At 37.6% G+C, this 20,119-nt stretch carries 19 protein-coding genes; 12 read left to right on the forward strand and 7 right to left on the reverse strand.

Going from position 1 to position 20,119, the window contains the following annotated elements:
• Positions 1-85: 85 nt before the first annotated feature.
• Both J2S74_RS14880 and J2S74_RS14885 read left to right on the forward strand, forming a co-directional pair.
• A complete protein-coding gene (locus J2S74_RS14880; RefSeq protein ID WP_307326734.1) occupies positions 86-784 on the forward strand; it encodes a response regulator transcription factor in 699 nt (232 codons plus the stop codon).
• A 32-nt stretch (positions 785-816) separates the two neighbouring features.
• A complete protein-coding gene (locus J2S74_RS14885; RefSeq protein WP_307326735.1) occupies positions 817-2,829 on the forward strand; it encodes a PAS domain S-box protein in 2,013 nt (670 codons plus the stop codon).
• Positions 2,830-3,202: 373 nt separating this feature from the next.
• Here the strand turns inward: J2S74_RS14885 and J2S74_RS14890 are convergent, their stop codons facing one another.
• Positions 3,203-3,433 carry a hypothetical protein gene (locus J2S74_RS14890; RefSeq protein ID WP_307326737.1) on the reverse strand — a complete coding sequence of 77 codons (231 nt, stop codon included), beginning with the start codon at positions 3,431-3,433 and terminating at the stop codon, positions 3,203-3,205.
• 178 nt (positions 3,434-3,611) lie between these two features.
• Between J2S74_RS14890 and J2S74_RS14895 the strand changes: the two genes are divergently transcribed.
• The 4 genes from J2S74_RS14895 (at position 3,612) to ppdK (ending at position 9,572) form a co-directional block, all read left to right on the forward strand.
• Complete coding sequence (locus tag J2S74_RS14895; RefSeq protein WP_307326739.1) at positions 3,612-4,739, forward strand: YeiH family protein; 1,128 nt, start codon at positions 3,612-3,614, stop codon at positions 4,737-4,739.
• 133 nt (positions 4,740-4,872) lie between these two features.
• On the forward strand, positions 4,873-5,844 hold the full coding sequence (trhO, locus tag J2S74_RS14900) for an oxygen-dependent tRNA uridine(34) hydroxylase TrhO (RefSeq protein WP_307326740.1): 972 nt from the start codon (positions 4,873-4,875) through the stop codon (positions 5,842-5,844).
• Positions 5,845-6,099: 255 nt separating this feature from the next.
• On the forward strand, positions 6,100-6,915 hold the full coding sequence (locus J2S74_RS14905; RefSeq protein ID WP_307326743.1) for a pyruvate, water dikinase regulatory protein: 816 nt from the start codon (positions 6,100-6,102) through the stop codon (positions 6,913-6,915).
• Positions 6,915-9,572, forward strand: a complete 2,658-nt coding sequence (gene ppdK, locus J2S74_RS14910; RefSeq protein WP_307326745.1) for a pyruvate, phosphate dikinase — start codon at positions 6,915-6,917, stop codon at positions 9,570-9,572. The genes J2S74_RS14905 and ppdK overlap by 1 nt, the downstream gene beginning before the upstream one ends.
• A 67-nt stretch (positions 9,573-9,639) precedes the next feature.
• Here the strand turns inward: ppdK and kapB are convergent, their stop codons facing one another.
• The 3 genes from kapB to J2S74_RS14925 form a co-directional block, all read right to left on the reverse strand.
• The gene (gene kapB / locus J2S74_RS14915) at positions 9,640-10,026 is read right to left on the reverse strand and encodes a kinase-associated lipoprotein KapB (protein ID WP_307326747.1); all 387 of its coding nucleotides are present in this window, start codon (positions 10,024-10,026) and stop codon (positions 9,640-9,642) included.
• 179 nt (positions 10,027-10,205) lie between these two features.
• Positions 10,206-10,373 carry a hypothetical protein gene (locus tag J2S74_RS14920; RefSeq protein ID WP_307326749.1) on the reverse strand — a complete coding sequence of 56 codons (168 nt, stop codon included), beginning with the start codon at positions 10,371-10,373 and terminating at the stop codon, positions 10,206-10,208.
• 65 nt (positions 10,374-10,438) lie between these two features.
• Positions 10,439-10,627, reverse strand: a complete 189-nt coding sequence (locus J2S74_RS14925; RefSeq protein WP_307326752.1) for a YfhD family protein — start codon at positions 10,625-10,627, stop codon at positions 10,439-10,441.
• Between the two features lie 170 nt (positions 10,628-10,797).
• On the opposite strand from J2S74_RS14925, the gene J2S74_RS14930 reads away from it, so the two are divergent.
• Positions 10,798-12,201, forward strand: coding sequence for a LysM peptidoglycan-binding domain-containing protein (locus J2S74_RS14930; protein ID WP_307326753.1), 1,404 nt, complete (start codon positions 10,798-10,800; stop codon positions 12,199-12,201).
• A gap of 133 nt (positions 12,202-12,334) precedes the next feature.
• On the forward strand, positions 12,335-14,428 hold the full coding sequence (locus J2S74_RS14935; RefSeq protein WP_307326754.1) for a S9 family peptidase: 2,094 nt from the start codon (positions 12,335-12,337) through the stop codon (positions 14,426-14,428).
• A 48-nt stretch (positions 14,429-14,476) separates the two neighbouring features.
• Here the strand turns inward: J2S74_RS14935 and J2S74_RS14940 are convergent, their stop codons facing one another.
• Positions 14,477-15,139 (reverse strand): TerC family protein, encoded by a 663-nt coding sequence (locus J2S74_RS14940; protein WP_307326755.1) that lies wholly within the window; start codon positions 15,137-15,139, stop codon positions 14,477-14,479.
• A 387-nt stretch (positions 15,140-15,526) separates the two neighbouring features.
• Complete coding sequence (locus J2S74_RS14945; protein ID WP_307326757.1) at positions 15,527-15,715, reverse strand: hypothetical protein; 189 nt, start codon at positions 15,713-15,715, stop codon at positions 15,527-15,529.
• Positions 15,716-15,953: 238 nt separating this feature from the next.
• Between J2S74_RS14945 and speD the strand changes: the two genes are divergently transcribed.
• The 4 genes from speD (at position 15,954) to J2S74_RS14965 (ending at position 19,284) form a co-directional block, all read left to right on the forward strand.
• Positions 15,954-16,766 (forward strand): adenosylmethionine decarboxylase, encoded by an 813-nt coding sequence (speD, locus tag J2S74_RS14950; protein ID WP_307326759.1) that lies wholly within the window; start codon positions 15,954-15,956, stop codon positions 16,764-16,766.
• A 285-nt stretch (positions 16,767-17,051) separates the two neighbouring features.
• Positions 17,052-17,840 (forward strand): transporter substrate-binding domain-containing protein, encoded by a 789-nt coding sequence (locus J2S74_RS14955; RefSeq protein ID WP_307326761.1) that lies wholly within the window; start codon positions 17,052-17,054, stop codon positions 17,838-17,840.
• Between the two features lie 71 nt (positions 17,841-17,911).
• Positions 17,912-18,565: an amino acid ABC transporter permease gene (locus J2S74_RS14960; protein WP_307327015.1), complete on the forward strand. Its 654-nt coding sequence runs from the start codon at positions 17,912-17,914 to the stop codon at positions 18,563-18,565.
• Complete coding sequence (locus J2S74_RS14965; RefSeq protein WP_307326763.1) at positions 18,562-19,284, forward strand: amino acid ABC transporter ATP-binding protein; 723 nt, start codon at positions 18,562-18,564, stop codon at positions 19,282-19,284. The genes J2S74_RS14960 and J2S74_RS14965 overlap by 4 nt, the downstream gene beginning before the upstream one ends.
• A 90-nt stretch (positions 19,285-19,374) precedes the next feature.
• On the opposite strand, the gene J2S74_RS14970 is transcribed toward J2S74_RS14965, so the two are convergent.
• Entirely contained in the window at positions 19,375-19,782 is a 408-nt protein-coding gene (locus J2S74_RS14970; protein WP_307326765.1) for a hypothetical protein, read from the reverse strand.
• Positions 19,783-20,119 lie beyond the last annotated feature (337 nt).

The following is a 20,119-nucleotide window of genomic DNA, read 5'->3' on the forward strand; positions in this document are numbered from 1 at the left end:
ATATTCAAAATTAGCTGTAGAAGGATTTACGAAATTAACAAACTTAATTACTTTAATACATCATTGATGGAGGGAGTTAAATAAAATGCAATACACATACGAAGAAAAAGTGTTAACAATTAATTCAAGAATTACATTCTACGATAATTTTAATGAAATTCCTTCCTCTTTAATGGATAATATTACAAATTGTATTAAGGGGTTTAACCATAAATTAACGAAATCACCTTCCATTACAAACCATTGGATTTTCTTCTTTATTTCTGAAGCAAATGAGGAGACAGAAGAAAAGGTATTTCATTTATGTCAGTCAATTAATCAGAAGAACACCTTACTTATTCTTGTTTGCCATAATGAATTGGATGAAGATTGCCTGGGCTATTTGAAATACCCCGTTAATGGTATTGTTTCTTTACCGTTCTTAAAGTCAAACTATCCTATTATTTTACGTTCGTTGCTGGAGCAAAATATATTCCTACAAGCTAATATGCACCTTAAACTTATTTCAGAAATCGAATCTCAGAACGCATTGAAAAAACAGCCCATTAAAAAACTTATACTGAAAAAAAATAAGGTGAAACAGTTTTTAAATGAAAAAGAACAAGCAATACTCCAATTGTTATTAGATGGGAAGAATAATAAAAAAATAGCGGAAACTTTATATTATGCAAACTCATCTATAGCAACATTAATTAGTTCTATCCTTAAAAAATTGGATGCTAAGGACCGAACAGATGCAGCAGTATCGGCTATTCGCAATGGGTGGGTAAAAGGAATAAGGTAATTTAATACAGGATTAAATCAAAGGAGATAGTTATGTTTGATTCCCTATTTCAAAGAAATAGAGCAGAATTTCAAGTGTTTATAAACCATATGAATGATGCCATTTATGTGATGGAGGTTACAGACGACGGTACCTTTAAGTATTTAGTCATAAACGAAGCAGGAATGGAGCAGGCGGACATCGGTCAAGATGCCATTGGTAAAACATTGGAGGAGGTTTTACCAAAAGAGAAGTCCACCTTAATCGAAGGTTACTATACACAAGTTCTTGATAAAAAGAAACCTATAAAATATGTATATAAAGATGGGGGATATGCAGAGTCAATCCTTACCCCTATTTTCGATTCAAATAATAATATCAGGCATATATTGTCCGTCACTCGTGATATTACGAAACGAAAATTAATGGAGTACGAATTAGAAAAGAATAAACAAATTTACGAATCATTATTCCAACAAAATACCGATGCGGTTTATTCTATTGACCTTGAAGGCATATTACAAACGGTCAATCGTGCCTGGGAATCTTTAACTGGATATTCTATAGACGAAATATTATATACGTCTTTTTCAAACTTTATTGCTCCTGAATACTTGGAAAAAGCATTTATTCATTATGAAAAATCGAAGAAAGGTGAACCCCAAGAATATGAAATACAGTTGATCCATAAATCAGGATACCTTGTTGACTGTCTTGTAAAAAATATACCAATTTTTATAGACGGAGAGATTATAGGGGTATATGGTATTGCAAAAGATATTACTGAAGAAAAAAGAATTTATAAAGCCATTCGCGAGAGTGAAGAACGTTTCAGTAATCTTTTAGATTATTCACCAGATGCCAATTTCATCCATGTTGATGAATACATCGTGTATGCAAATCAAGCTGCAAACAAGCTTCTCGGGGTATCAGAAGGGGAGCTTATCGGGAAATCCATTTTCGATTTCTATCCCTTTAAGAGCAGAGGGATCGTAGTTCAACATTTGAAAGAATTTCGTGAAAATGGAGAGTCTTTAGGGCTTGTGGAAGAAAAAATTATTAACATAAACGGTAAGGAAATAGATGTAGAAGTATCTAGAATTCAAACAAATTATAAAGGGAAACTTGGAATTCATGCTGTTGTAAGGAACATCTCCGAAAGAAAAAGGCTGGAGAAGGCACTTAAAGTTAGTGAGGAAAAGTACAGACTGATTACGGAAAGCTCGCGGGATCTCATTCAATTAATAGGTAAGAATAGGATTACAGTTTACGCCTCTCCATCCCATGCAAAAATATTAGGGCATTCTGCAGAATACTATGTAAACAATAAATTTGAAGACATTGTTTATGACGAAAGTAGAAATGAGTTTATACAGGAGTTTCAAAATGTCTTACAAACGCATAAGCACAGCTCAATGGAAGTCCGAGTTCTCCATGGGACAGGTCATTGGTTCTGGCTGCACTTTGATCTTATACCAATCCTTGATGAAGATGGGAATTTAGAGAACATTTTACTCGTGGGAGAGGATATTACCGATAGAAAAAAATATCAAGAGCAAATTCATCAAATGGCATTCCATGATGCACTGACAGGTCTACCTAACAGAAGACTTTTCAACGAAAGTATCGAACAATCTATTTCATTAGCCAAACGGACGGAAACAAAAGTTGCTATCCTTTATTTAGACTGTGACAATTTTAAACCAGTTAATGATAAATTAGGTCATGATGCAGGGGACGAATTTTTACAAATCTTTGCTAAACGGTTAAAGGAATCTGTAAGGGAGTGCGACGTTGTTTCAAGAATTGGTGGAGATGAATTTGTTATCTTATTAACGAATATAGAAAATAAAGAAGATGTGAACGACGTTGCAGCAAGAATTCGGCAAAATACGATCAAACCGTGGGAATATAAAGAACATTCCTTTCAAGTTACCGCCAGTATTGGATTAGCGATATATCCAAATGACGGTGTAAGCGCAAAGGCACTCCTTAATCATGCAGATAAAGCTTTATATAAAGCCAAAGAAAAAGGAAAAAACACTATAGAATGGTATTCAAATTAATTAGTTAAAAAGAGGCTGGGACAAAAGTATTTTTATTATAAGAAATCCGAACAAACTAGATGTAGGTGCAATCTACCCGTTTCGGAAATATACTTCGCTTTCCGCGGGCGGCTGGTGAGCCTCCTCCAATTACGCCTAAAGGCAGCCCACGTCCTGTGGGCAACGGCGTAATGTCGCCATCCTGGCTCCCGCACTGTGGGGTCTCACCTCTGCCTCTGCTCCCGCAGGATACTGATTACACATCCTTGAGATTGCCCACGCACGAAGAAAATGTGCTAACATTTTCGAGGAGTCTACGTATATTTCCTCCGCAAAGGTAGTGTTTGTTCGTATTTCGGATTAAACACTTTAGTTATGTCCCAACCTCTTTAGGTTATTGTTGAAACATTTCTTTCATTTTTTCGTTTCGTACTTCTTGCTCTTCTTTCGAGGATAAGTCATATTTTTTCAACAAATGAAATGCTTCATTCAACTCTTGTTGTGATAAATCTTTATCTAGAAAATTCGTAAAGCCTTCGTAAAGTTCCTTTGATAAAAACGAAGCTTGCTCTTGTAATTTCTTCCTAACATCCTCTAAACTATGATCTAATTTGCATTCTCCCACAATTAGAAACTCCCTTCAAAATGAATTCTAACCTCATTTTATCAAACATTTGCACTACTCTCTAATAATATTTTTTAAGAAAAATAAGTTCAACAGGTGTATAATAGATAAGGTCATTTTACATGATGTAGTACAAGAAACAGTAATATTAATTGTTGTTATTGAAGGGGCGTTCAAATTGAGAAAAATAGTTGGGATTATGCCTGGTTTATTGGCCTGTATATTTATAATGATTATCTCCTTATATTTAGCTGATGTATTAGGTAATCTTTTGAATACATTACAGGGTTTACCAGATGGCAGTTCGAGTCCCATTTCATCCATTTTTGTAGCCATCATTTTAGGATTATTAATACGAAATTTTATTGGTTTACATGAACAATTAAGGGAAGGGGTCCTATTTTCAGTTAAGATTATTTTAAAGCTTGGGATCGTTTTATTAGGGATTCGCCTCAGCTTTTATGATGTGATTACATTAGGAGCTTGGGGGATTCCTATTATCTTAACCTGTGTCATCGTTGGTTTAACGGTCACTTTATGGATCACTAGCAAGTTGGGGCAGGCTCATCGGTTAGGTACCTTAACTGCAGTGGGAACTGGTATATGTGGAGTCACGGCCATCGTAGGTACCGCACCTGGGATCAAAGCCAACGACGAAGAGATGGCCTATGCCATAGGAAACATTACCATCTTTGGAATTATCGCTATGTTTGCTTACCCCTATTTAGCCTTCTATTTGTTTGAAAACGATCCCGTTCGGGTAGGGTTATTTTTGGGAACCTCCATCCACGAAACGGCACAAGTAGCAGGGGCCGCACTCATATATGATCAGGTCTATTCAATGGGACAGGTTGTTGATGTGGCTACAATTACGAAACTGACGAGGAACTCCCTATTAATTGCTGTAGTTCCAATTATGTCTTATTATTACTTAAATAAATTTGGAAATAGCAGAGGGACTGCAAGGACTACACCGAAATGGTACCAGCTCATTCCATTCTTTGTCATTGGATTTATTGTAATGGCGGGAATACGAACCATTGGTGATAACGGTGTCTTAGAGGAAAGCAGAGCATTCGGGTTGTTAGACCCTAATGAGTGGAAAAACCTTTGGGGTACCGTTAATATTATCGGCTCCAAATATATGTTAGGAACGGCTATGGCCGCTGTCGGTTTATCCACTAATTTGCGTGTATTTAAAGGAGTAGGTGTAAAGCCATTTTATGTTGGAATGGCAGCAGCAGTAACTGTTACGATCGTGAGTATCATTATGGTGTATTTGTTAGGTGGGTTCATTTCACTTTAGGCACTTTTCGCTTGTTTTCGTATTATCCTCTTTTTAATTTTTGGTAACAGTATAAATAGTTATAATTCCATTGGTTTTTTACCAATATATAAAATAAGGATGTTGTTTTTCTTTAGCAAGGGTGGGGATAGAAATGTCAAAACATGAATATAGAATTCTTTTGTATTATCAATATGTCCCTATTGATAATGGGGAAGAGTTTGCAACAGAGCATAAAGAGTTTTGCGAAAGCTTAGGATTAAAGGGACGGATTATCATTTCCGATGAAGGTATTAATGGCACCGTTTCCGGTAAAACAGAGCAAACGGAGAAGTATAAGGATGCCATGCGAAATGATCCTCGCTTCGAAGACATGGTATTTAAAGAGGATGAGGCAGACGAGCATGCCTTTAAGAAGCTCCGTGTCCGTTACAGACCTGAGTTAGTCACTTTACGCTTAGAGGATGATATTGACCCGTTAAAACAAACGGGTCAATATCTCTCACCGAAGGAGTTTTATGAGCAGATGCAGGATCCTGATACGGTTGTAATCGATGCCCGAAATGATTATGAATACGATTTAGGACATTTTAAAGGGGCTGTTAGACCGGATATTGAAACGTTTCGAGAACTCCCAGATTGGATCCGTGAAAATAAAGACCAGTTCGAAGGAAAAAAGATACTAACCTATTGTACAGGCGGTGTTCGCTGTGAAAAGTTTTCCGGTTGGCTGAAGGAAGAAGGCTTCGAGGATGTTGGCCAGCTCTACGGGGGAATTGTAACTTACGGAAAGGATCCTGAAGTCAAGGGAAAGCTTTGGCAAGGTCAGTGTTATGTTTTTGACGAAAGAATCAGTGTTCCCATCAACCAAGAGGAGCATGTGGTTGTTGGAAAAGACTATTTCACAGGAGAGCCTTGCGAGCGTTATGTAAACTGTGCAAACCCTGAATGTAATCGAAAAATATTGTGCTCCGAGGAAAATGAGCACGCTAATCTTCGGTCATGCTGCCACGAATGCCGTGTTCATCCAAGAAACCGCTATGTGGAGGAGCATGGTTTATCAGAAGAACAGGTACTGGAAAGAGTGGAATTAGCAAAAAGAAATCAACGAATTACACATGGATAAAGAAGACAAAACACCTGCATTTATTACAATGTAGGTGTTTTTTCGCATAAAAAAATTTCTCTATGTCAGATTAAAATTTTAACAAAATAAAGTAACATTTTCACAATTAATATGATATACTATTAATGAATATAGTATGTCATATTTTGGTTGGAAGGTTATAATATGTTCGTTAAAGTACTAGTCACCAAGATATTTACATACTTAACTAAACTATGGACTTTTTAATAGATATAGGGGGTGTGCGTTATTTTTTTGGAAAATAAATTAGTGTATGTAGTTTCAGATTCTATTGGAGAGACAGCAGAGCTTGTAGTGAAAGCAGTGGCAAGCCAATTTAATGGGGGAGGAATCGAAATTAGGCGAACACCGTATGTGGAAACGGTGGAAGACATTGAAGATGTCATTTTTCAAGCAAAGAACAATCATTCTATCATTGCGTACACGATTGTTATTGACAAATTAAAAGATTATATGGATCAAAGAGCAGCTGATGAAAGCATAATCGCAGTGGATCTACTTAACCCACTGATGAACGCCTTTATTGAAACATTTAAAAAACCCCCTAGTAAACAGCCAGGACTAATACGAAAACTGGACCATGATTACTTTCGAAAGGTAGAAGCTATTGAATTCGCCGTAAAATATGACGACGCAAGGGATCCCCACGGTGTTTTGAAAGCTGATCTAGTATTAATAGGGGTATCTAGAACTTCAAAAACGCCCTTGTCAATGTATTTAGCCCATAAAGGTTATAAGGTAGCCAATATACCTTTAGTACCAGAGGTTACACCACCGGAAGAATTATTTAAAATTCCAAGATTTCGTTGTGTCGGCCTGGTGATCACGCCTGAAAAGCTAAATGAGATCCGAAAGGAAAGACTGAAATCCTTAGGGCTCATGGCACAAACGAATTATGCAAGGTTAGAGAGAATTTTAGAGGAGTTAGATTACGCAAATAAAATGATGAAACAGATTGGATGCCCTATAATAAACGTTTCCAATAAAGCTATTGAAGAGTCAGCGAATTATATTATAGAGGATTTGAAAATAGAAAGGAGAGCCGACTAATGGGGAAATTTGTGTTTATGTTTGATGATAGGAAAACAAGTACGAAGGAGATATTAGGTGGAAAGGGGGCCAACCTTGGAGAAATGACAAGGATTGGACTCCCTGTTCCATACGGGTTTACCATATCTACTGATGCATGCAAATCGTACTATGAATCTGGCAAAGAAATTATTGCTTCCATTCGTACGCAAATAGAAGAATCTCTTCAAATTCTAGAGGAAAGAACGGGGAAGAAACTAGGAGATCCTAGTAACCCGCTCCTTGTTTCTGTTCGAAGCGGTTCCGTTTTTTCCATGCCAGGGATGATGGATACGGTGTTAAATTTAGGGCTAAATGATGAAACAGTGGAAGGTATTGCCCAATTAACAGCTAACCCAAGATTTGCTTATGATTCCTACCGCCGTTTTATTCAAATGTTTTCCGACGTTGTCTTAGGAGTGGATGCTTTTTTCTTCGAGCAGCACTTGGAAAAATATCATGAGCAGCATAACTATAGCTCTGACCCACAATTAACCGCTGAGGACTGGAAAAAAATAATTGGAGCCTATAAAGCCATTGTAAAGAAACATTCGAAAAAAGCATTTCCTGATGATCCGCGGGAACAATTATTTTTAGCCATCCAAGCAGTATTCGATTCATGGAATAACCAACGGGCAATCATCTATCGTCGCTTAAATAAAATTCCTGATCATTTAGGTACTGCCGTTAACATCCAAAGCATGGTTTTTGGAAATATGGGAGATGATTCAGGAACAGGTGTTGCCTTTACACGAGATCCATCCACTGGTAAACGGGAGCTTTACGGGGAGTATCTCATCAATGCTCAAGGTGAAGATGTTGTGGCAGGAATCCGAACACCGAATCCTATCTCCACCCTTCAAGAAAAAATGCCTGAGGTTTATAAGCAGTTCGTACAAACATGCCAACGACTGGAAAAGCACTATAAGGATATGCAGGATATTGAATTTACTGTGGAAAGGGGACAACTGTATATCTTACAAACAAGAACGGGAAAACGTACTGCGGAAGCCGCTATACGGATCGCAGTAGAAATGGTTACAGAGGGTATTATCAACAAAAGGGATGCCATCCTACGTGTTGACCCAGATCAATTGAACCAGCTTCTTCACCGAAGAATTGATGATACTTATGAAAGAAGGTTACTAGTAAAAGGATTGCCTGCTTCTCCTGGAGCAGCAACGGGGCAAGTGGTATTTGATGCAGATGAAGCGGAATACTTAAGTAAAGAAGGAAAAAAGGTTATCCTTGTTCGTCCGGAAACCACTCCAGACGATATTCATGGAATTATTGCCTCCGAAGCGGTCGTTACGAGTCGGGGCGGTATGACTAGCCACGCGGCGGTAGTTGCAAGAGGGATGGGGAAGGCATGTATCTGTGGTTGTGAGGGAATCAAAATAAATACAAAGAATAGGGAATTTAGAGTGGGTGAAATAGTTGTAAACTATTTAGATACCATAACAATTGATGGTGCCACTGGAGACATAATGCTTGGAGAAGTCCCTATGATTGAGCCAACCTTGTCAAAGGAGTTCCAGCAATTATTATTATGGGCCGATGAGGAAAGGGAACTTGGGGTTCGGGCTAATGCAGATAACCCTGAAGATGCGCAAAAATCCCGTGAATTTGGAGCAGAGGGCATAGGTTTGTGCCGAACAGAACATATGTTTATGGATCCTGAAAGAATTCCGATTGTACAAGAAATGATATTAGCCGATTCTTATGATGGGAGAATGAAAGCTTTAGTTCAGCTTCTTCCAATGCAGAAGCAGGATTTTATCGGTATTCTTGAAGGGATGCAAGGTTATCCGGTAACGATTCGTCTTTTAGACCCTCCATTGCACGAGTTTTTGCCAGACAAGGAAGAACTTATTGTTCAGGTTACAAAACTACAATTAATAAGAGGTAATGGGGAAGAACTAAAGAAAAAGGAAGCGTTATTACGAAAAGTACAGCAATTAGAAGAGTTTAATCCAATGCTCGGTCATCGTGGCTGCCGTCTTGGGATCATCTACCCTGAAATATACACTATGCAAGTAAAGGCTATTTTTTATGCAGCAGCACATCTGACAGATAAGGGCCTAAACGTACAACCGGAAATCATGATCCCACTTGTAGGTCATGTCAATGAACTTAAACAAATGCGTCAGCTAGTGGTAGATACAGCTGTTGAAGTAATGGAGGAGACGGGGAAAAAATTAAAGTATACCGTTGGAACAATGATTGAATTACCACGTGCTGCTTTAACAGCAGATGATATTGCAATGGAAGCGGATTTCTTCTCTTTCGGAACTAATGATTTAACACAAACAACCTTTGGTTTCAGTCGGGATGATGCAGAAGGAAAGTTCCTTCAATCTTACGTAGAGCATAACATTCTTCCTGACAACCCGTTTTCCGTACTGGATCAAAATGGGGTAGGGAAGCTTGTGGAAATGGGAGTTAAATTAGGAAGAGGAACCAACCCTACAATAAAAACAGGAATTTGTGGAGAACATGGAGGAGAAAAAAGCTCCATAGAATTCTGCTATAGAACGGGGTTAGATTATGTCAGTTGTTCTCCATTCCGAGTTCCATTAGCACGATTGGCAGGTGCGCAAGCAACTATTAAGTACAGCAAACAGAAAGCAATGGTTTAAGGGGAAATAAAAGAAGGTCTCTCAAAAGGTATGGTTTTAACCTTATGAGAGACCCCCGCTCCTCTTACTAAGACTTAAAATAGTCCTTTTCAAGTGATTGGAGTATTTCTAACGACTTCGCTGCCCATTCACTTCCATCCTTTTCTAAAGCTTCCTTTTGCTCATCCACGGCAATTCGCAATGATTCTTTGTACTCTGGAATGTCCCCATCATATGACTTCACGTATACGTTTGGGATATTTGTCTTTTCGCGATAGGCTAACGCCCTTCTCTCATGGAAGAAAGGAACATGGGCACTTTTCGCCTGATGAAGATCCCCTTGCTGAGGATGCTTTAGAACGGCCAGAACCTTCACAACATACCTCTCCGGTTTTATTTCCGTAATTTCACCAATATATTTTCCCGTTTTATAAATCCCTGTTACGATTTGTCCAACTTCATAATGCTCGCTCATCCGTATTACTCTCCTTTGTCTCCGTTATCAATGAGGGAAAGCCTCCCATTTTCATATGTAATCTTAAGTCGATGAAGGTGTTGTGCAGCATCACACCCAAAATTTACAGGTAACCCAGCAACTTCAATGGAACGCTCTTCCTTTAACTCATCCAGAGTTAATTTAAATTTCGACTTCCCTCACATACTATTTTCGTTATATCCAATCCTAATTGCTCCTTTGTTTTGTCTTTCCATTAACTGTAGTAAAAAACTTGCAGCATCAGCTGTAATTTCCATTATCGCTACACCACCTTTAAATTCAGTATAAGAAGGTCTTGGGAAAACTTCAAATACTATGTTTGCCACTGTAACTACAGTAAATATGAAAACGCTAAGATATTCAACTTAATCTTAGCGTTTTGTACATGATACTATTTCTTTTCGTCTTTACGTATTACTTTTGTTGGAGAATAGCCTGGTCTTGCCTTTAACTCATATAGATCGTCCACTTCTTTTGCAACTTCTAAATCTTCGTTAGTCGTGGCAATATCTTTTCTTGGTGTTTGCGGCAGTGTTTGTTTATTTTTATCCCTTGCTTTTTGCTTTCTAGCTCTTCCCATGGTGAAAGTCATCTCCTTTCAAGGATTATTTTTTGTTGTAGAAAAAACCGTTATGTAAGTAATTAATGGATTTTGATGGCTCTCAACCACCTTACATTGAAGTATTCCTATTCTTTTTTTCTAAAAAAATTAGTTTCGGGAATAGTAAAAGCAGAGGAGGTTGAAACAAAATGCTTTTTACTCATCATAAAATTCATCAGAACAGCAATGGAGAGTTTGAAATTACCCTTTACTTAAATAGATACTCAGAGGAATTTTCGTCAGAGTTAGGAGTTAGAAGAAAGCAATCCTCTTCAACCATTGAAGAGGAAGCACAAAAATATGTACGAAAAAATTTTCCTAATACGAAAATAAACGTAATAAAAATTGTAGGTGGGGCTATGCTCCTCACTACTTTGGCCTTCGCACCAATAAAACCAAGTACAGCAGCTGCTGCAACACCAGACAAAGTAGAAGCGCAAGAAACATATACAGTTAAGGCTGGAGATACGTTATCCCATATTGCCAAGCGTTATGGAACAACCGTTCAAGCTATCAAATCAACCAATAATTTAACATCTGACTTTCTTCGCATAGGTCAGATCTTGACGATTCCAAATGGAACAGTAACTGCGGCCATACCTTCTACCGTTACTTATACAGTTGTTGGGGGCGATACTTTATCTGGAATTGCTTCAAGATATGGAACAACTGTAGATGTCATAATGAGAACGAACAATTTAACTTCCGATTTCTTAAGAATAGGACAGACATTAACAATTCCAAATGGGGGAAGCACAAGTCCAACTTCTACACCTACTCAAACAAGTGCTCCGACACAAACATACACCGTTGTTTCTGGGGATACGTTGTCTGGGATTGCTGCTAGAAATGGAACAACTGTCAATGCCATTAAAACAGCCAATAATTTAACATCAGATTTCCTGCGAATCGGACAAACTTTAGTCATTCCAGGTGGATCTACATCAACTGCTCCTACAAATACTAGCTCTACTCAAACAAGTGCTCCGACACAAACATACACCGTTGTTTCTGGGGACACGTTGTCTGGGATTGCTGCTAGAAACGGAACTACTGTCAATGCCATTAAAACGGCAAACAATTTAACATCTGACTTTCTTCGAATTGGACAAACTTTAGTCATCCCTAGGGGAGGTACAACAACAGGGGACCGTTCCTCTTCTCCAGCTGTAGAAACGTCCGTTAACCAGGAAGAATTATTATGGCTAGCAAGGATGATTTATGCAGAAGCAAGGGGAGAAAGCTTGCAAGGTCAAATAGCCGTTGGTGCTGTAATCTTGAATAGGGTGAAAAGCAATCTTTTTCCTAATACAGTTAGAGATGTTATCTTTGAAAAGAGTCACGGTCACTATCAATTTACACCTGCAGGAACCGGTTCCATACACAATGCAAACCCAACTGACATGCAAATGGAAGCGGCTAGACGAGCCATGTCAGGAGAAGACCCAACAAATGGCTCCCTGTTTTTTTATAATCCAGCGAAAACAAATGATCAATGGGTAAGAAGTAGAACCGTTTCTACAACGATTGGCAATCATGTTTTCGCTTACTAAGAACCAACCGAAAATCCCCTTTCTAAGGGGATTTTATTTCTCTTCAGTATGACGAAACTATATAATAAAACTGTCGTTACACACGAAGAATGAAAAGAGCATCACTATTTTAAAATAAGGGGGTCTTTTACAGATGAGAAATTTCCAAACGGAAGATTTATATAGCTTTAAAGGTGTCGGTGAGGTCCAAATTTCACCAGATGGCTCTAACATAGTTTATGTAGTCCAGCATGTGGACAAGAAAGAGGATAAATTTTTAACAAATATTTATATGAAAGATTTAAATAGTCATGATACAAAACAGTTAACTTTTTCTGGAAAGGATAAAGGACCTATTTTTTCTCCAGACGGAAAAAAGATAGCCTTTGTTTCCACGAGGACAGAAAAGAATCAAATCTATATTCTCCCCTTAGATGGAGGAGAACCTTGGTGTTTAAAAACAAAGGAAGCGGTAGCACCTCCTCTTATTTGGTCACCTAATGGGGATAAAATAATCTATTCTGCTCAAGTATTTAGTCACGAAGATTCCCAATGGACACCTTATCCAGGGGCACCTGAAAAGGACACGAAACGTCTGAAGGAAATCGCTGATAATTTACATAAAAGTAAAGATGAAATAGACAAGGATAAGGATAAAAAGAAAAATGAAGTGAAGGTAATCACTCGATTTAGTTATCGCTTTGATGGACAAGGTTATTTTGGAAATGTAAGAAGTCAAATCTTTATTACCGACGTCCCAAGTCAGCCTGATTCCAACTGGAAGGAGCAAGGGCGGCAAATTACTGGTGGTGATTTCGACCATAGCGGCCCTACATTATCACCATGTGGGAATTATTTAGTTGTAAGCTCTCGCAGAACAACAACTGCAGACTACGACAAAAGCGTTGATTTATGGCTTTTTGAAGTCAAAAGTGGTAATGCTCACCTTCTTTATGAGGCGCCAGGACCAACACAAAGCCCAAACTGGTCAACATGCGGAAGGTTTGTAGTCTTTGGGGGGCATGACAACAAAGCAGGAGAGTCAACAACTACCCACTTATGGGTCATTAATGTGGAAAAATATATAAATGAACTTAAGCAAAATGGTAATCTCTCCCCTTTAACGGTAAAAAACGCTCTTAATTTAATGGCAGAGCTAGACCGTCCATTGGGCGGTTCCGGTTCCGATGTTGGTATTCGTGGAGGAAATGCAAAAGTTTGGCAAAAGGATAGATTATTATTTTTAGTTAATGACAGGGGAGCGGGGCAAATATATGAAGCTTCTACAAAGGACTTTCAGGTAAAACCTTATTTAACAAATGAACATCGGTCTATAGCTAGTATCCAGGCAGGAGATGAAATTATTATTTATTCTGCAACCAGTCCTGTACAACCTCCTGAACTATTTCTACATAATGGTGAAAAGGGGGAAATACAGCTAACAAATGTAAATGCTGATCTAATGAATAATATTCAAATAGGCCCTTGGGAAAAATTCACTTACAAAAGTGAAGGTAACCAAAAAATCGACGGGTGGATCGTTTATCCAAGCGAGTTTGACCAAAATAAAAAATATCCTCTTGTTTTACTTATTCATGGCGGTCCACACGCTTCCTACGGACCAGGGTTTATGTTCACTGCACAAATTTTTAGCACACAAGGATATGTTGTATTGTTTACTAACCCAAGGGGAAGTGAGGCATATGGTCAAAATTTTGCCTGTTCTATTGATAAAAACTGGGGAGATCTGGACTACAAAGATATTATGGCCGGTGTAGATACAGTTATTTCAAAAGGATTTATCGATACAAATAATATGTTTGTCCACGGCTGGTCTTATGGAGGATACATGTCCTGCTGGATCTCCACTCAAACGGATCGGTTTAAAGCCATTTGTGCTGGAGCTAGTGTAACAAATATGCTGAGTGGTTACGGAACTTCCGATATTACAATGGCCGATGAATATGAGTATGGAGGTACACCGTGGAAGGATGGGGAACATCTTATTCGTCATTCAGCTATAGGACATGTGGAGAAGGTAACTACACCCGTTATGCTCATGCACGGGGAAAATGACTTAAGGGTTGCCCCTTCACAAACAGAGGAATTTTACATTGCATTAAAAAGATTAGGGAAAGAAGCCATTATGATCCGCTATCCAGATGAATTTCACGGTCTTTCCCGGCCAATACACCAAATAGATCGATTTGAACGACTTGTGGCATGGTTTAACTATTATCGAAACTAAAATGATTTTAAAATGTCAGGGAATCGGCAAAGATCTCCCTGACATTTATTATTTGATAATGTAAATTCGATCATTTTTAAAGGAATGATATAAACCATAAATAAGGATAATTATCGCCATCCCCTTGGAAAACAAAGGAATTAATTCTTCCATGTTTTTAAAATTCCCTAATAGCAGGTTGTACACAGGGTTGTTTTTAATCATGTTTTCCATTGCAGTATAACCGATAAATGCTGCTACTACAACAAATGCCCATGGAAAAAACTTAACAAATTGGAAAACATATGATGAAAACATAAAAAGAAGAAATAAGCTTAGTCCGATCCCTCCATAAATAATAGCGGGTGTTCTCGATAGTTCGGACACAATTAATACGTTATCAATGCTTAAAACTAAATCTAAGGCAATAATAGTGAAGAGTACTTTTGGTAAGCTAGAAATTCGCTTACTGGAAACAAACTCCGTTTGTTTCGAGGCCATTTTAAAGGCAATGATTAACAAAATTACTCCAATGGAAAATTCCACCCACGGAATCGTATATAAATAATGGATTAGGGAAACAGAGAATGTTCTGTTAATCGTTAAAATTGCTGTTATGACTAATACAACTAAAAAAGAAGAGGCATATCTTTTTAAAATGGATACATAAACGATAATATTATCTAAATCACTTACAAAACTAATGAGAAAGACTTTCAGTAGTTCGGCCATTCCATCACCTTATTTTTTTCTGTCTACTATAAGGGTATGTACTCATTTGGAAAACTTGTCTATATACTTTTGTGTTTGGAATTATTTTGAATAAATGGCCCTAGATCACTAAGCTGTTTCACAAATATTTTTGTCTTTGAAAAGCTTGGAGTCGCCGCCTGTAGTGTATCCAAGCCAAATTAACAACAGTTAGTCTTCGTCCGACGAGCAAACGAAGTGGTACAGGAGCACTAATCATCTGCGACGAGCAAACGAAGTGGCACAGGAGCACTAATCATCTGCGACGAGCAAACGAAGTGGCACAGGAGCAATCTTTTAAAATTATAAAAAAAGCAATGATTTCCTTTAAAAAGGAACCATTGCTTCACGACATTTCAATAATCATTTTTAGAAGTTGTCTGTGTTTAATTCTTGATTGTTTCTGATGTTACGTACGCTTCGTTTTGCTAGATCCTCTGCATGTACTTCGTAGGCGAATTCTGAGTCCATATTTCCAAGGCTAATATCTGGGTTGTTGATTTCACTCGTCTGCTTTTCCGTGTCATTATTAATGAAATCTCTCTCCTTATGTGCCACTGCATAACCCCCGTTTATTTGGAAAGTAAGACCTGTAACAAGGATGAATATCTTTGTTACAGTAGTTATTATTTCAATAACATCAATGATTAATCCTTAAAGGATTTACCATCCAATCAGCTTTTCCCTTGTGGAAATCATGTTTTTTATCTTTAAGTATGGGTACTATAAAAAATAGACAACTATGAACAACTCGGAGTGTAAGTGAAATGAATTTCGAATAAAAGGGGAAATTGGCGTGAAATTAACACCAGAGCAACGTATTGAATTACATGAATTTAACAACCTTACGAAATCACTAAGCTTTAATATGTACGATATTTGTTATACAAAGACAAAAGAGGAAAGAGAAGCTTACATTGCCTATATTGATGAAGTATACAGCGCAGACCGTTTAACAAAAATTTTAGAAAATGTAGCGGACATTATTGGAGCCCATGTATTAAACATCGCAAAACAGGACTATGTTCCCCAAGGGGCAAGTGTAACCATGTTAGTTTCGGAAGGACCTGTCGTGGAGGTACCAACAGAACAATTCGAAGAATCTCCAGGACCATTACCTGAAGCTGTTGTTATGGGGCTTGATAAAAGTCATATTACGGTCCACACGTATCCTGAGTATCATCCCGACGAAGGAATAAGTACATTTCGTGCAGATATTGATGTGGCAACTTGCGGTGAAATTTCTCCTTTGAAGGCATTAAACTACATGATTCAATCCTTCGATACGGACATTATGACAATGGATTACCGAGTTCGAGGGTTTACCCGTGATAAAAATGGACACAAGCTTTTCATCGATCATGAGATTAACTCCATTCAAAATTACATACCGGAAGAAGTAAAGAGCCAATTCGATATGATTGATGTGAACATTTATCAAGAAAATATATTTCACACGAAATGTAAAATAAGGAACTTTGACATTAACAATTATTTATTTGGGTATAAAAAAGATAAATTATCAAAGGAAGAAGAGAAGGAGATTACAGACAGATTAAAGCTGGAGATGGATGAAATTTATTACGGAAAAAACATTAATCGGGATTAGTTAAGAGGCGTATCTAGCAAAAGGAGAATATAACCTTTGCTGGGTAACGCCTTTTTTGTCGTATTATGGCGATTAATTTGAATTAAGGAGTATTCCAAATGATCATAGAGGAAAACTTTATTTTCGGCTACCTAAATATCCCTTACTACAATTTATCCAAAATGATACTTATATATCTGTTTATACACCATTTGTGGGATTTTTTTCTAATAGGTATAGTAACTATATCAGTGTTCATAAAGTTTCCTTTTCATAGGAAACCAAAATTCTAAGGGGGATGAAATTTTGAATATTTTAAAATTAAAAAGTATTAAAAACATCACTTTCGCTCTATTAGCAGTTGTTCTGCTACTCGTTGTCAGTGCATGCGGTGCAGATGATACAGGAGCAGATGGTGAGGCTCAAGAAATCAGCGTTGCTGTTGTACAAGACTATCCACCATTTGAGTATATTGTTGATGGAGAATTAACAGGATTTGATGTAGATATTATTGAAGCTATCGCGGAAAATCAAAACTTAATAGTTAACTGGGAGATTATGAGATTTGATGGTATTATCCCAGCATTACAAGCCAACCAAATGGATGCGGCTGTTTCTGCCATTACCATCCGTGATGATCGTGCAGAAGTTGTTGACTTCAGTGATCACTATTTCGAGTCTGGACTATCGCTCGTAGTTGCAGCCGATAGTGATATTAATAGTATGGATGATCTTGAAGGAGCTCAATTTGTTGCTAAACAAGGAACATCCGGTCTAGAGAAAGCAAGAGAATTGGCGGAACAATATGGCGGTGACGTTACTGTACTTCAAGAAGATGCAACGATGTACATGGAGCTAGCTTCAGGAAATGCAGACGCAATGATAAATGACTATCCAAGTGTTGCCTATAAGATTGCATTAGACGGTGACGAATCAGATGTTCGTATTGTTGGTGACAGACTTACTGGTGAAAACTACGGTATTGCAGTTTCTAAGCAAGCTGATGGATTGTTAGACAAAATGAATGCTGGTCTTGCATACTTACACGAAAGTGGAAAGTATGACGAAATTTACGACAGATACTTTGGTGAATAAGATTTCATTAAAGAAAGGTGTGATCTCAAAGGGGTCTCACCTTTTTTTAGAAAAAAAGAGGAGGAAGTACCATCGAATCGATAAATATCATCATAGATGCACTGCCTACGCTCCTAAAAGGGTTGTATTGGACAGTTGTCATTACTGTTATATCACTGATTATAGCCTTAATAATAGGTCTAGTATTAGGTATTTGCAGTATTACTAGAAATAAGTTACTAAGAGCCATCGCTACAATTTATGTAGATATCATTAGGGGAACACCTATCCTTGTACAAATATTATTTATTTATTTTGGATTACCTTCAGTTACAGGTATTACCATGAGTGCCCTTACTGCTGGTATAATAGCAATTAGTATTAACGCCGGGGCTTATTTAGTAGAAATATTCCGTGCTGGTATTAATTCCATAGATAAAGGACAGATGGAAGCTGGTAGAACATTAGGATTCTCTTATGCGGAAACAATGCGAATTATTATTTTACCACAAGCAGTACGTAGAATGATTCCTGCCTTTGTTAATCAGTTTATTGTAAGTATTAAAGATACGTCCCTCCTTTCCGTAATCGGCATAGCCGAATTGACCTTTGCTGGGCAATCCATCTACGCTATGAACTTTCGTGCGTTTCAGATTTTATTTGCAGTAGGAGTATTATACTTCATTATCATTTATATACTAACGATGTTCTCCCGTTGGCTTGAAAGGAGATTAGATGTTTCATGATAAAAATTAAAAACTTAAAAAAATCATTTGGAGAATTAGAAGTCTTAAAAGATATGAACGTTGAAGTTAAACCTCAAGAGGTTGTCTGTGTTATAGGACCATCTGGTTCAGGGAAAAGTACTTTTTTAAGATGTATCAATCGATTAGAGGAACCTACTGGAGGTTCCATCTATATAGAAGGTAACGATATTACAGACCCAAAAAATAATATTAATAAAATGCGTCAAAAATTAGGGATGGTGTTCCAGCAATTTAATCTTTTCCCTCATATGACTGTGCTAGAAAATATAACAGCTGCCCCCATTCGCTTAAAAGGAAAGTCTGTAGAGGATGCGAAGGACTTTGCTATGCAGCTCCTTGAAAAGGTAGGGTTAACAGATAAAGCTGCTGTTTATCCAGATAACTTATCTGGGGGGCAAAAACAACGTGCTGCCATTGCAAGGGCTTTAGCAATGGAGCCTAGTATCATGCTGTTTGATGAACCCACGTCTGCATTAGACCCTGAAATGGTTGGGGATGTACTAGCCGTAATGAAGGATTTAGCTAAAGAAGGGATGACCATGGTTATTGTAACTCATGAAATGGGGTTCGCCCGTGAAGTAGCGGATCGAGTAATCTTTATGGATGGGGGATATATTGTAGAAGAAGGGAGTCCTCAAGACATTTTTGATAACCCTCAACATGAAAGAACCCAGGCATTCCTATCGAAGGTCTTATAGCAAAAATAAACTGCCCCTTAAATTACTGGACACTACCTATTAATTTAAGGGGCAGCTTTTATTATGTTTTTCCGCTAATTTAAATTTCCTTTATTCCTTCATACAGTCTAGAAGGATATAGCCGGATATTATACCAGAAATAGTTGTTATACTTGGATTTGTCACTTGTGCAACTTCCATTGTTAATGGTAAGGAATGGCCAAATGATGTGAAAAAGAATAGGGGAATAATGGTAATATACAATGCAGGTAAACCAATTGCTATAAATTTTGCCCAGTTAAACTTCCAGCGTTTTTTTTCTCTAATTTCATTAATAAATTGTGGTAAACGAAGTATCATCCCTAAAAATAAAGGAAAAAGAGTACCAAATACTACTAATGGAAACAACCTAAAAGTGGACCTAGCCATTTCCTGCAAATTAAGTTCAATTTTGAATCCATAATACAAAATAATCCCAATAAGCATCGTCCACATAAAGTACTTCAAAAAATTCTTCATTAAAACACTCCCAATTAAAAATTATGATTATTGGACCTATTTCTTATATACGGATTACAGAATAAAAAGTTTCAATGTTTAAAAATACTGTTTTTGCAAACTTTGTTGCTTTTTAACAAAGCTTGGAGTAGCAAAAGGCGATGACCCCCGCGGGAAAAGCAATAGACGAAGACCCCGGAGGGCGGTTTACTGAGGCATTGCCCGCGGTGAACCAGGGGGTGACATTACGCCTGTAGCGTATCCAAGCTAAATAATATTTGTAGAAAACAACAATTTTTTAGAAAAGAGCCTTGCGAAAAGAACATTTAAAAACAAATAAAAGACCAAATCATGCTGA

The organism is Evansella vedderi (assembly GCF_030813435.1).
Lineage (GTDB): Bacteria > Bacillota > Bacilli > Bacillales > Salisediminibacteriaceae > Evansella > Evansella vedderi.

Bases quoted from the DNA above. Each gene is read 5' to 3' on its own strand.
- J2S74_RS14880 (WP_307326734.1), top strand. From the start codon at position 86: ATGCAATACACATACGAAGAAAAAGTGTTAACAATTAATTCAAGAATT.
- J2S74_RS14885 (WP_307326735.1), top strand. From the start codon at position 817: ATGTTTGATTCCCTATTTCAAAGAAATAGAGCAGAATTTCAAGTGTTT.
- trhO (WP_307326740.1), top strand. From the start codon at position 4,873: ATGTCAAAACATGAATATAGAATTCTTTTGTATTATCAATATGTCCCT.
- ppdK (WP_307326745.1), top strand. From the start codon at position 6,915: ATGGGGAAATTTGTGTTTATGTTTGATGATAGGAAAACAAGTACGAAG.
- kapB (WP_307326747.1), bottom strand. From the start codon at position 10,026: ATGAGCGAGCATTATGAAGTTGGACAAATCGTAACAGGGATTTATAAA.
- J2S74_RS14925 (WP_307326752.1), bottom strand. From the start codon at position 10,627: ATGGGAAGAGCTAGAAAGCAAAAAGCAAGGGATAAAAATAAACAAACA.
- J2S74_RS14930 (WP_307326753.1), top strand. From the start codon at position 10,798: ATGCTTTTTACTCATCATAAAATTCATCAGAACAGCAATGGAGAGTTT.
- J2S74_RS14935 (WP_307326754.1), top strand. From the start codon at position 12,335: ATGAGAAATTTCCAAACGGAAGATTTATATAGCTTTAAAGGTGTCGGT.
- J2S74_RS14940 (WP_307326755.1), bottom strand. From the start codon at position 15,139: ATGGCCGAACTACTGAAAGTCTTTCTCATTAGTTTTGTAAGTGATTTA.
- J2S74_RS14965 (WP_307326763.1), top strand. From the start codon at position 18,562: ATGATAAAAATTAAAAACTTAAAAAAATCATTTGGAGAATTAGAAGTC.
- J2S74_RS14970 (WP_307326765.1), bottom strand. From the start codon at position 19,782: ATGAAGAATTTTTTGAAGTACTTTATGTGGACGATGCTTATTGGGATT.